Consider the following 13,320-nt stretch of genomic DNA (forward strand, 5'->3'; position numbering starts at 1 on the left):
ATCGACAACAACCCGGCAGAGCGTGCAATTAAACCGTTTGTGATCGGGCGCAAGGCATGGCTGTTCAGTGATACACCCAAGGGCGCCACGGCCAGTGCTCAGATCTACAGCCTGGTCGAGACCGCCAAGGTCAACGGCCAGGAGCCCTATACGTGGCTGCGCCATGTACTGGAGCGGTTGCCGCATGCGGAGTCGGTAGAGGACTTTGAAGCCTTACTGCCGTGGAACTGCTCGCCAGAAATGCCACGGTAAACGAGGTAAATATCTTTGGGTATGTGGGGTTCATGGATCGCATACCGTGGAGGCTGGTTTTTTACCGATCGACAACAACAGAGCCGAGCGCGCAATAAAACCGTTTGTCATAGGGCGCAAGGCATGGCGGTTCAGCGATACGCCCAAAGGCGCCACCGCCAGTGCTCAGATTTACAGCCTGGTCGAGACCGCCAAGGTCAACGGCCAAGAGCCCTATACGTGGCAGCGCCACGTACTTGAGCGGTTGCCGCATGCATCCACGGTAGAAGACTACGAGGCGTTGTTGCCGTGGAACTGCTCACCGGAAATGCCAAGGTAAACCAAGGCCTCACCTTGCGGTAGGTGGGGTTTATGGATCAGTTACGAAGAAGCTGATCCATAAACCGGGCATTATGAAACCCTGGGGGGTTTTAGGATCGTCAGGCGTCTGCGCTATCGCGGCAGACCCTGTAGCTCTTCATAGGCGCTGAGTGACTGTTACATCATAAATACATACACTTGCTCAAGCCCCTGAATTGAGCTTCTCACCCACAACAGGATTGAACGCCGAATCGGCATCAACACCATTCGATACAGACCTGACTTTATTTTTTGGCTTGAATTTGAGAACCCTTTTCTCTATCAAATGCCAAGAGCCGTATCCCAAAATCAGAGTAATGACCACTGTAACAACAAGGTAGGTTGAATAGGCAATGCCAGGGAATTTTAGCAAAACAAACTGCTGAACCGGAAAAGCATAGATATAAACACCGTAAGAGCAGTCACCCACTTTATTAACCAAGCTTCCCAACCAACTTCTGGAAAGTCCATATGCCAAGACGACATACGGCAACGTAAGCCATAGCAGGGGCTTCGAAATCGATGAATACGGTGCCAGAAGAAGGGTCATCATCACCATGACAGTTACGCCGGAGAGACTGAACCACCGTTCGAGCCCCCACTTCGCATAACATGCCCCAATCATGAAATAGATGCCTATCAACGGAATGTTTCTTACATCAGTACCGTAAACCACCAGCAAAGGCGCATCTCGCCAGCACCAAAAAACCACAATCAGCGCAAACAATGCTGTGGCAATTGCGTATACAAGACGACCGCCATTGAATAGAAGCCCAAGCGCCACGACTACCAAATACATGAAAAATTCGATAGGCAAACTCCATAGAGAACCATTGATCACATTGACAACTCTGGCGTGCTCCAGCACGCCCGGCAAATAGAATACCGGACTTAAAATTATATTCTTCAAATACATAATAAATGCCAGATTTGAAAAATACTGCTTGACTGTCAAAGTGGAAAAAATGGGACCAAGCAAAAACGAAGTTACCACGACAACAACAATCAGGGCTGGAAATATTCGCAGCGATCGCTTAACTAAAAAACTGATGACCGAAGGATCAAAACTCCAACTTTTTGCAATCAAATAACCACTAATGACAAAAAATATCGCAATCCCGAGCCCGCCATAGGAATCAAGACCAATAAAGATCTCCGGGGAATTGCCGTAAATATCGAATGAATGAGCATATAGCACCATCAGCGCGGCAACCAACCGTAACAAGTTCAAGTTATTATCCTTGTGCAGCATGTATTTCCGCCTGATTTTAATTAAAAATGATAAGAAATTTCTATTCTTCCAACAGCTCATTGGCCGCGTAGGGCAATAGGCCGGCGCTTCGTCAGGCCTGGGCAAATGTCTTCGCTGCAGGCCTGGATCACACGTATTCCTGTGCCGTCATTGATGACGCTGCGAGGATCATACAACGCCACTTGGTCCTCTTGCAGCTCAATCAGCCTATGCACCGTCCAACTGCGAGCTGGAGCGCGCTGCTACTCTGAAGGCGCTTGTGCTGCTGCTCTGCCAAGACGTCGTTGCGATAAAGCGTGTCGGGGAGGTCAGGAGCGTAGGAGTTCCTGAGCCTTGGACCGCTCGTCGCCTGTCGTTTCGGATCCGGCAGGTCTCGGTATTGCGAGTTTCGAGGAGCTCACACTATCGTGGCGTAGGTCGCGCCCGGCGCTGCTGAGAGAGGCCGTCGTTTATTCGTATGCAATCCACGAAGTACACCTACCGCCAGATGTGCTTCCCGTTTACCGTGACATGTCCGGTGAGCAGTTCCACGGCAACAACGTCTCGTAGTCGACCACCGTGCGCATGTGGCAGTTGCTCCAGTGGCGCAGCCACGCATTGGAGCGTCTGCCACAAGCCTCGAGCGTAGAAGACTTCGAGGCCTTGCTGCCGCGGAACTACACGCCGCAAATTCCAAGATAGCCTTAGATCCCCACCTTTAAAATGTGGGGTTCATGGAGCGCTTACGATACGTTCAGCTCTTGTACGGTCAGCACGATCGCCTCATCAGTGACGTCGGGATAGGTTTTGAACCGTTCAGACTCCAGGCGCTTAAGCCAAAGGCAAAGACGAAAAGCACCGGGTCAAATACCGCGACGTTAATGTCCAACTCGACCAGCGCAGTCAGGCCGTCGATGGATTTAGGGAAGCCCACTGCCTTGGGATAAAGGTAGGCTAAAGATGGCCCCCCACACACCCTGCGAGGGCTACGCTTTCGCAGGGTGTTTTATTTTCGGAGGGCATCGTCATGATCGATCTAACGCTGGAAAGTATCGATCTAGGCAAGCATAGCTTTCATCTGCATTACCGCAACAAGCTGACCTGTGGGGATCGCCAAACACCGGAGGACCGTTGCTCACCAGATACCCAAGCAAGCCTTCAATGCCGCGTGCGATATCGCCCGGAGCATCCATCGACATGTCAAAAAACGCGAATCCCCGATACGAAATCGATTGCCGGGACTCATGTATTAGCCGCTTGGACTACCATGCGGAAAAAATCCATTTATATGGATTTCTCACAACGGCGAATCGAAGCACACATTTGTCACAGACGCTTTGCGCCAGGATGTCTGGATCGACACAGCAGGCCTCGGGGGAATACAGTGTGCTCCCGCACATGCACGAGAATGTCTAGCATTCGAACATTGCACGAACCTGTGCGGTATTCAAACTGTCTCCCTTCTGACGACATGCGGCGGCGTGACCCGCCGTCAACGCGAAAAACGCACGAGTTCGGTCGGCCACGGGACGACGTCGCTATTATTCGCACGCGAACTTTGTGTTCCATGTCGACGGCGTATCATATGCACTGTGTCCGGTACGGGCTTATGCGGAAAGCCTTTCGAAAGAGTCGTACAGTTCCAGTGCCAATCCTCGTGCCCATACCCCGACGCCAGTTCGTTCTTATGGAACGGGAAATCCGCATAGATCTCGCGCGGCGCGAACGACAACGCCTCCCAATAATTGCCAATCTGTAGATAATCCAGGTCGAAATCCGGGTGGTCCGAATCAACATGTAACCAGAACAGCCGCTCACGTCCGAAGATGATGCTCATTTGCGAATGCGCGATGACCGGTCTACCCATCTCCGAACAGAAACGGTGCGCAGCGACGAGCCAGTTGAAGCTCCAGAGGTCGTCCGCATCCAGAAAGGTCGCGTAGCGCCCCGAGGCCAGGCTGATCGCATGATTTCGAGCGAGTGCCGGGTCGCCAAAATCGGTCACGACGACCTTCGCTCCCCAGCGATCCGCGTCGGCGAACATGGTGCGGGTCAACGCATCGGGACGATCGAGCACGACGATTGGCTCGACAGTAATGCCTTGATCTCTTGCATGATCGATCGCCTCGCGGAAGCTCGAGATCGACGGGCCGCTAAGCACTCCTTCTCTATGGGCCGTCATAATTGCGGAAACTTCCATCACGCACCCACCTTTTCATTCAGAACATCCGACACTTGCTTCGCATACGCCTGCATGCTGTGCCGACTACGTGCCCGTTCACGCAGACGCTGCGCCCGGACAATCCGTTCGTGAGGCGCTCCAAGCGCAGCATGAATTGCGCCAATATAATCGTCGACACTGCGAACGCCGTCAACCGGCCACCCAGTCTGCTCGTCGATCAGCTCGGGCACCCCGCCCACTGCGCTCGCGACGATGCTGACACCGCGCAGCGCGAGCTCGATGAGTATCGTCGGCATGCCTTCCCAGTCCGACGTGAATAGCCAGAGATCCGCATCGTACAGCGGTAATTCGTCGTAGGATGAAAAGCCTTCATGCAGGATCAGGTTGGCCGGCGAGCGGCTGTAATCCGGCGGTGCATTGAGCAGCGGCGTTCCCCAGCACAGGAAATCGACCTCAGGCATCTTGTGCGCGATCTCCTGCACAAGATCGAATCGCTTCTGCCGATCGAGACGGCCGGCCCACAGCACCCTTCGGCGTAGGCGGTTGCTCTCGGTTTTGATACTTTCTTCGGTCGCCGTTTGACCGCCGATGTCCCCACGCGACGGCGAGAATAGTGGGACAATCCGCTCGGAGAGCGATGCAGGCAGGTTGTAGATCTTAGCGAGTTCGTTCTTCATATAGATCGTGTCGGTGAACACAGCTCGCAGATGGCTCGCCGTTTCCGGGAAGAATTCGCTCGGGTAGCCGGCGCGATAGCCGCTTGCCGTCTGATCCCAGCAGAAGAGGTAGGAATACAAATCGATGCTTTCGGACAACCGTGTTCCGAAGCGCGCCATCACGTCCCAGCATAACCGGCTGTTGATGTTGATGATCCAGGACGGCGCGAGCCCCATGAACAGACTGTACAGCAGAGTTTGCGCTTGGAGGGGCGGAAGATCCCGGAATACGCTAGATGCATCGACAACGTCGACACCAGCAGACACCCATTCCGGGCGGTCGAAGTTTGGCTGATCGGTACGGAGCAGTAAAACCGACTTGTTGGGAAACGCCAGGGACACCGCTTCGCAAATCTGACATGCAACGAGATCGGCGCCTCCCGTGCGAATCCAAGGCACGCAGACGATCATATCGTAGTGATCGCGCTCGAACAGCTCGCGCAGCGCACGACGAGCTAGATTGCGACCGTCGTGGAACGGCGCTACCAGCACGTTGCTGATGTCCGATACGTCACCGATGGCGGGCTCAATCATCAACGCGCGACTTATCGTCTTCGCGAATGCTGTGGAATGAAGGATGTCTTCGATGACCTGCGAGTAGTGAGGCACACCACGATACAGCTCACCCAGATCGCCGCTACTACCGCAGGATGACAGGAAGTACTTCCAATTGTTAAGACGCGCTTCGCCGTCCCGCATGGATGAGGGTGGTTGAGCGACAATCAGCTGCGGCATACTTGACGCACGCCCCCCTTCAAATACACCCCGGCTGATGAAATGCTCGAACGCCCACGTGTAGGCCGCCACAACAGACGGATATTGTGCGTAATAGTAATTCTCGTCGAAATAGGGTGTGGGAACGATCCGCTTATCAATGCCCTCGCGAAGGAAATGCTGCAGGAGGGTCTCCCCGTCCTGCAGCACAAGACCACGGTTCTGGATGATACGTCGGTAATGCTCCACGCTGAATAGGGGGCCCGGGGCGATTTCCATTTCCCACGCGGCCGTCAGAAAGGCGATCAGACGCTCGATGGTGTCAGCGCTTTCCGTACCGATTCCCGGATGGTCTTCGTAAGGCGAGAACAGCGCCACTATAATCGCGAATTTGTCGCGACCGAATCGCGCCCACCATGGCTGGGCCGCTGCAACAAGTCGCATGTACTGGTCACGGGCGTCCTTCAGCACGTTGGTCTGACACGCATAAAGCGGCTGGAGTTCAGGCAATGGCGGATGCATGGCCGCGTCACGCGACCAGAAGAACGCGAATGGCGTGCATTCCGCGTCCTCTTCCGTCCGGACGATGAATCGCTCATACCAGTCAGAGTCAAAGAAGGCATTCGGTGCGCGCCCTTCACTCTGCCCAGAACGGACGTAATGCAGCAATGGGTTGATGTCCGCCTGTGCAACATCGGGGTTGTGAACGAGATACCAGGACCCGTCAAAGAACGCGCTCGGGTTACGCCCTTCCTTCCATCCGTGTTCGAGATAATGCGCAAGCGGATCAGTTCCGCTCGCGGCGATGTCAGTGTTCGTTGCTAGATACCACTCCCGGTCAAATAAACCGGACAGCTCCAACAATGTGTAATCGACCGTTCTCTGGCTGCTGGCCACACCCGGCAAAAACGGCCCCACCAACATCTTGATTCTCGATAAAATCATATAGCAGTTCCTGTTGACGCGCATTGTTGTTGAGCAGCCGGCTTGCCGTCCTCTCTTCGCGAGGGCCGCAAACGACGCCTGCAACCTCTACTTGCATGGCCCGCGCATGCGACGCTTTACAAGGTCGGTATGAGCGATGCCATATATGTTCCGGACGCCGTCGCGCTTGCGATGTCCGAGTGGAAAGGGCGGGCCTAGTATTTCTCGCCCGTCGTCCATGCGTGGTAGATGAGGATCGCCGCCAACGAACTTTACTCATCGCTGAGTGGCCTGACTCAACGCCCCTTGGTGACGGTGCGCGATATCAGCAGGGTTAAAAAATAACCGACACCCGTTCGACTCCAGCCTAGTTTCGCGACGCGTCGGCAACGACGGAGTTGATGAAGCCACCGCCCTCAACGGCAAGCAGTGTATATGTTACCGCTCGATACGTAAAAATCTTATTAATTACCCAAGCTTGCGCACGCATAGTGCCCATACGGCGGACCCAATATCACCGTAGCGAGCAGAAACGCCACCTGCCACTTGCTCTCGACCATGCCATCTGCCGTCGCCAGCTCAAGCGCAAATGGCGGCGATGCTTCTCTCTACTTTAGCCCGCATTTTCTAAATAATAGCGCATCGCTAATGGGCAATACTTAAACCCTTTCATTGACTGGGACACGTATTTTAAAGCCGCACTCTTCTGTTGCGATACGGATCATAAATTAGGTTTTTAGAAGCCCCCCATGGGAGACTCCTATCTGGCCTTGGGCTATCTGATTGCGTTTTCCGAAGCAGCCATGCTGGGTGCCATCGCCGATTGGTTCACTGGAACTGCCTGGCTCCGACACCCAATTGGGAATGCTAATATCATTGGATGGTATACCGCGTAGATTGCAAGCCATTGCATTGGTATCCAGCGAACAGCACAACACTCATTGCCCATGTGGCTGCGCACTCAAACGCCGGAAGAACAGCTTTTCCGAAGCAGCCTCCAAAACCTAGGTCATGGGCCAATTCTGTCAAAAATGTGTCCTTTACAGAATTGTAACAATCAGGGTTCGAGGCGACGCTGCTGGTAAATCAAGTCGACGATTTCACCATCCGGGGCGTAACCACTGACAGTGTCACGCAGAAGTTGGCGAACCCGCGAATAATCATCCCGCTCAACGGCAGACAGCAACTCCATCAAGTTGCGCTTGAGCACTTCCCAAGGCAAATGATCCTCTTTGGCGCTCATGATCATCGGGTGCTGGGTAGCGGACACGTTGTCGCCGATCAGCAACTCTTCGTAAAGCTTTTCCCCGGGACGCAGTCCAGTGAACTCGATGGCAATATCGCCTTGCGGATTTTTCTCCGAGCGAATGCTCAAGCCAGACAGGTGAATCATCTTCTCCGCCAGCTCAATGATCTTGACCGGCTCGCCCATGTCCAGCACAAACACATCACCACCCTCCCCCATTGAGCCGGCCTGTATTACCAGTTGTGCCGCCTCGGGAATGGTCATGAAGTAACGGGTAATCTTCGGATGGGTAACCGTCAAGGGCCCGCCCGATTTGATTTGGCTGTGAAAGCGCGGAATAACCGAGCCAGACGAGCCCAACACATTACCGAACCGCACCATGGTGAAACGGGTCTTGTTGACCCGGGACACATTGGACTTGTCCCCGTACAACACCGGCGCCAACTCACGACTGAGGGCCTGCAAGGTCAACTCGGCCAGCCGTTTGGTGCTACCCATGACATTGGTCGGGCGTACGGCCTTATCGGTCGAGATCAGCACAAAGTTTGCAACACCAGCCTCCAATGCAGCCTGAGCGGTATTGAGCGTCCCGATCACATTGTTGAGCACACCTTCGGCAATATTGTGCTCAACCATCGGCACGTGCTTATAGGCCGCCGCATGATAAACGGTGTCCACGCTCCAGGTCTTCATTACATCCAGAAGTTTATGGGGATGGCGAATCGACCCCAGTATCGGTAACAACCGGACAGGCAACGACTCACGAGCAATACGATGCTCGAGCTCAGACAAAATGCTGTAAAGATTGAATTCGCTATGATCGAACAACAACAGCGTGGTCGGTCCCAGGGAGAAAATCTGCCGACAAAGCTCTGAACCGATCGAGCCGCCCGCCCCCGTCACCAAAACCGTCTTGCCCGTCACACATCGAGCCAACAAATCAGGCTGAGCCGGCACCGAATCCCGCCCCAACAGGTCAGCAATGTCGACTTCCTGAATGTTGTCCACCTTGACCCGACCACTGGCCAGATCAGTGAAATTCGGAACACTGCGAACATGGAGCGGGAAACCCTCCAGAAAATTGAGTATCTCCCTGCGCCGCGCACGGGTTGAAGACGGCAACGCCAGAAGAATTTCCTGAGCCCCGGTCATGTCGATCATCTGCTGAATATGCTTGGGCTTATAGACCCGCAACCCGGCAATCGAACGATCCGCGATAGAGGAATCGTCATCGATGAACGCCACAGGGCGCATCACGCGGCCCATGCGCAACGCTGCAACCAACTGGTTGCCTGCCACGCCTGCGCCGTAAATGGCGACCTTGGTCAAACCATCGTCTCGATTGACAAACGGTACATGCTGCGCAGCGGTGAACCAATCACCCATGAAGTATTGACGCATGCACAGACGCAGGCCGCCAACGATTACCAGGCTTAGCCACCAGTAATTGAAGATGATGGAGCGCGGCACCACGGCCTGGTGATTGCTGTACCAGTACACCACCACGGCGAGGATCAGCGAGGACAGACTGACCGCCTTGACGATGGCAATCAGCGCGTCATTGCCGAAGTAGCGCATGACGGCACGGTACATGCCAAAGCGTATGAAAAGGGGAATGGCAATAATCGAGGCACTGACGAACAGCCAGAAATGCGACTTTAGCGGATTGTACATGTCGTCGATGCCGAGGCGGACGATAAAGGCCAGCCACAAGGCGACCCACACCAAAACCACATCGGTGGCGACCTGTATCAGTCTTTTTTGCCTGCGAGGCAAACCAAGCAACACTCTGCGTATTTTATCCATTCAAGCTTTCGAGCCCGTAGCCCCCTCCTTTTACGCGGTCGTCGGTCGGCATTGTAACCTCAATGAGGACGAGATCGCCCAATACTTGCACAGGGGAGGCCCCAGGAAGGAGCATTTTACTCAAAGCGCCGCTATAATTCGCCCCCTGACCGGTCTGCCGGACAGAGAATGCGAGGACGCGAAACCCGGTCGAAAACCAGGACACGTTCCTGCTGTGGAGCTGCTCATCGGCAACCATCAGCCAATCTCTCTGACCCCTTTCGAGCAGGTGATTTACGTAGGGAACTTACGACCAGACGCGGCCACTTGGCTCAATATGCGTTTCTGGAATGTAGGAAATTTTCTTGGGAGTTAACCTCTGACCGTGGGATGATAGAGAAAGTGCAAATCATCCGGCAGGAACTTTATTTCTGAGCATTTGCACACCTGAATCGCTCGACACAAGCACTGTTTTCTGAACGAATCGCTCAAGTTTGTCATGGTAGCGAGCGCACCGAGTGCGCGCACGCCCTACGAGATCGCTTCAGACTTTACGCCCCCTAACTTGCAGCGGGGGCACTCTACGTGGAGTAGATCCCGCGAGCGTAAAAAACTGGAAACTAGACGGGATGGAAAAAGTGACACTACACCCTCCTACAAGATTACAATCATCGACTGTTTTGACAACCCGGTATTTCGAATGCTAAACAACCCAATTACCGCTGCCTTGGCAGACATAGCGACGGCTGTAAAGCGCTATTCTCTGGTAGGCATGCTCGGATGGCAGGATGTACGTCAACGGTATAGGCGCTCTGCTGTCGGACCGTTTTGGCTAACAATCAGCATGGGCGTTATGATTGGTACTATTGGCCTCGTATTCGGCCAAATATTTAACTCCCCCATGGAAGACTTTCTGCCATTTCTTGCAGCAGGTATGATTCTCTGGAGTTTTATTTCTACCTGCGTGTTAGAGGGCTGCACCAGCCTCATCGCCGCAGAAAGCATTATCAAACAACTCCCCATCCCATTATTCGTGCATATTTTACGCACAATATGGCGCAATACTTTGATCCTCGCGCACAACATCGTCATTTTCCCGCTTGTGCTGCTGGCTGTTCAGAAACCATTGGGTCTTGGAGCGCTGTTGAGTATCCCGGGCTTTGCACTGCTTGTTCTCAATCTGGCATGGATCAGCTTGATATTGAGCCTTTTATGCGCTCGATATCGCGACCTCCCGCAGATCATTGCGAGCGTCTTGCAAATTGCCTTTTACTTGACGCCAATCATGTGGCTTCCAAGCCTGCTACCAGGACGAGCCGGCACCTATTTACTGGATTTGAACCCCATCTATCACCTCATACAAATCGTCAGGGCTCCCTTGCTCGGACAGGATGTGAGTACTGTTAGCTGGTGCGTGGCCGGGGGCATGGCTCTGTTTGGCTGGTGCATAGCGATCATCATCTATGGCCTCTATAAACGACGCATTGCTTATTGGCTCTAAGAAGAAAACTATTATGGCTTTTATTGAATTTCATAACGCATGCGTTGATTTCCCTATCTATAACGCAAGTGCTCGCTCTCTGAAAAAGCGACTGATTCAAGTCGCTACAGGTGGCAAACTCAGTGCCAACGAGCAAGGCCGAGTGATCGTCAGAGCACTGGAAGACCTTACTTTTTCCCTCAATGACGGAGACCGGGTTGGATTGCTCGGTCATAACGGCGCTGGCAAAAGCACATTACTCAGACTGCTGAGCGGCGTATACGCCCCCTCCGCTGGCACCGCCAGTATCAGCGGCGAAGTCGCTTCCCTCATTGATATTTCATTAGGGATAGACCCGGAGGCATCCGGCAGGGAAAACATCTTCATGCGCGGCATCCTGCTCGGGATGACAAAAAGTGATATTGCAGAAAAACTCGACGAAATTATTGAGTTTTCAGAACTGGGTGACTTCATTGACATGCCGGTACGCACGTACTCTTCCGGTATGCACTTGCGCTTGGCCTTTGCGGTATCGACGACCATCAGACCTGAAATATTGATCATGGACGAATGGCTGTCGGTAGGGGACGAAGGCTTCAAGCACAAAGCAGAAGCTCGGATGAACGAACTGGTCCAAGCCACCAGCATTTTAGTGATAGCCAGCCACTCCCGTGACCTGGTGCTGCATACATGCAATCGGGTCATTTGGCTGGAGCACGGCAAAATAAAAATGGACTCGGACCCCGAAACAGTTACCCGAGCTTATTTTGGCCACTAATATTTTCCTTCGCGTCTGCAACCCTCATTAAGCTAATAAACCGGTGAACCCATAAAGAACCTACTTTATCAAGTCAAGATAAACGTAGGTTCTGTATGAAAGTAGCCGCGCAGCCATTGCAGCGTAGAAGCCAAAGCAACAAAGCAACAAAGCCTCGCCAGCTGCATCTCATGATGCGACCCGACGCAAAAGTCGAAAAGGTTTATCTCCCCGCCCCCCCTAAAAATCTATCGATAGCCTCGCAGCCCCAGTTGAACGGATCATCATGGCGACGTTATTCACCCACCTGCACTTTACGTGCTCGTCAACAAATCGGGCAACCGTGTGAAAATTTTCGCAGTGCGGAGAGAGAGACGACTCCGACAACAAGCCCCCCCCCCAAAGCTATGGGCCAAGGCTAGCCAAAACAAATAAATATGCCTATCATCCCGCACTTATAGATCAAACGATAAATATTCAAGGCCTGACATGTCAGCAAAATTGGAATCTGGAAGCAATAGACTGTTCCCTCTTGAAGCCTATAGGGGAATAGCTGCGTTTATTGTGCTTATTCACCATTTTTTTTTAGCGTTTTCCCCATACACAACAGGAATAGCAGAGCAAACAAGAGATAAAGGTAGTTTAGTAGGGCTGCCATTTTTTGCTCTTTTAAACGGCACAGCGGCTGTCGGTTTTTTCTTCACCCTTTCCGGATTTGTTTTGTGCTGGTCCTATTTTAATCATGAAAACCCGCAAAAACTTCTTCTGGCATTTCTTAAAAGATTTCCCAGACTGGCCGCTATCGTAACGATTACCACTGTCGCAAGTTACTGCTTGTTCAGGATTGATTTTTATTACTTCCATGATGCCTCGCAACTTAGCTTGAGCCCATGGCTTGCGACATTTGCTCACGGATGGACGCCGGGGTTTGAGCCAAGCTTTTGGGAAGCTCTAACGCAGGGGATGACAACTTTTTTCACAGGCGAAGCCTTTTACAATACAAACCTTTGGACTATGAAAGCCGAGTTTTTCGGCAGCATGATTGTCTTTATGCTTGCATGCTTTATTTCCGTAATACTCGAATACCGCTACCTAATTTACGCCTTTATAATTATTTCAATATCAGCACTATTCTATAACGACTTCATATTCCCCTTTGTTGCCGGTACATTTCTTTCTGCCTATCTAGCCAAAAACAAAAAAGAAATCCCTTTCCATGCCTCCATAGCGCTAATTATTTTTGGGCTATACATGCTCGGCTATATAATCCCGGAAAAATCATACGCATGGGCTTCAGCCATCCCAGATATTATGAAAGTGCACACCCAATCCCTACTCCACACACTGGGCTCCGCCTGCATAATATTCGCAACCATGACCAATCAAAAGGTGTTTAAAAACCTGAATGGAAAACTTTTAAGAGGCATTGGGAAAATTAGTTTTCCACTGTATCTTGTCCATACTCTTGTGATCTGCTCGGTATCAAGCTACGTATATCTAAAACTTGCAAATCACGGCGTCAGCAACACATCAAATTTAATTATCGTATTTATTGTAACCGCCACCATTTCAACCGCATTAGCAATACCACTATCCCGTTTTGATGACTGGTGGGTTAAGCAGGTTAATTCAATCACCCGAAAACTCTTGAAAGAAAAACAATTAGTCTATTGAGCCCCCCCTATAAGACGCAC

Annotated in this window: 8 protein-coding genes and 1 pseudogene; 5 read left to right on the forward strand and 4 right to left on the reverse strand. The window is 52.3% G+C overall.

Features of this window, described 5'->3' with window-relative positions; all coding sequences use genetic code 11:
- Both EAH74_RS24740 and EAH74_RS24745 read left to right on the forward strand, forming a co-directional pair.
- The coding region (locus EAH74_RS24740) for a transposase domain-containing protein (protein WP_140681767.1) at positions 1–252 on the forward strand (252 nt) is incomplete at its 5' end.
- 46 nt (positions 253–298) lie between these two features.
- A pseudogene (locus EAH74_RS24745) lies at positions 299–571 on the forward strand (transposase domain-containing protein); the annotation flags it as partial.
- A gap of 183 nt (positions 572–754) precedes the next feature.
- On the opposite strand, the gene EAH74_RS24750 reads toward EAH74_RS24745, so the two are convergent.
- The 4 genes from EAH74_RS24750 to EAH74_RS24770 all read right to left on the reverse strand — a co-directional run bounded on the left by EAH74_RS24750 (position 755) and on the right by EAH74_RS24770 (position 9,410).
- Entirely contained in the window at positions 755–1,843 is a 1,089-nt protein-coding gene (locus tag EAH74_RS24750) for an acyltransferase family protein (RefSeq protein WP_140681769.1), read from the reverse strand.
- 1,471 nt (positions 1,844–3,314) lie between these two features.
- Positions 3,315–4,022 (reverse strand): glycosyltransferase family A protein, encoded by a 708-nt coding sequence (locus EAH74_RS24760; protein ID WP_140681771.1) that lies wholly within the window; start codon positions 4,020–4,022, stop codon positions 3,315–3,317.
- Complete coding sequence (locus EAH74_RS24765) at positions 4,022–6,379, reverse strand: glycosyltransferase family 4 protein (RefSeq protein ID WP_161600340.1); 2,358 nt, start codon at positions 6,377–6,379, stop codon at positions 4,022–4,024. The genes EAH74_RS24760 and EAH74_RS24765 overlap by 1 nt, the downstream gene beginning before the upstream one ends.
- A gap of 1,036 nt (positions 6,380–7,415) precedes the next feature.
- Positions 7,416–9,410 carry a polysaccharide biosynthesis protein gene (locus EAH74_RS24770; RefSeq protein ID WP_140681775.1) on the reverse strand — a complete coding sequence of 665 codons (1,995 nt, stop codon included), beginning with the start codon at positions 9,408–9,410 and terminating at the stop codon, positions 7,416–7,418.
- 679 nt (positions 9,411–10,089) lie between these two features.
- Between EAH74_RS24770 and EAH74_RS24775 the strand changes: the two genes are divergently transcribed.
- From EAH74_RS24775 to EAH74_RS24785, 3 genes are all read left to right on the forward strand, one after another.
- Complete coding sequence (locus EAH74_RS24775; RefSeq protein ID WP_140681777.1) at positions 10,090–10,890, forward strand: ABC transporter permease; 801 nt, start codon at positions 10,090–10,092, stop codon at positions 10,888–10,890.
- A gap of 13 nt (positions 10,891–10,903) precedes the next feature.
- On the forward strand, positions 10,904–11,647 hold the full coding sequence (locus EAH74_RS24780) for an ABC transporter ATP-binding protein (RefSeq protein ID WP_095130189.1): 744 nt from the start codon (positions 10,904–10,906) through the stop codon (positions 11,645–11,647).
- 468 nt (positions 11,648–12,115) lie between these two features.
- Positions 12,116–13,300 (forward strand): acyltransferase family protein, encoded by a 1,185-nt coding sequence (locus tag EAH74_RS24785; RefSeq protein WP_140681779.1) that lies wholly within the window; start codon positions 12,116–12,118, stop codon positions 13,298–13,300.
- Positions 13,301–13,320 lie beyond the last annotated feature (20 nt).

The organism is Pseudomonas mandelii (assembly GCF_006438925.1).
Lineage (GTDB): Bacteria > Pseudomonadota > Gammaproteobacteria > Pseudomonadales > Pseudomonadaceae > Aquipseudomonas > Aquipseudomonas mandelii_C.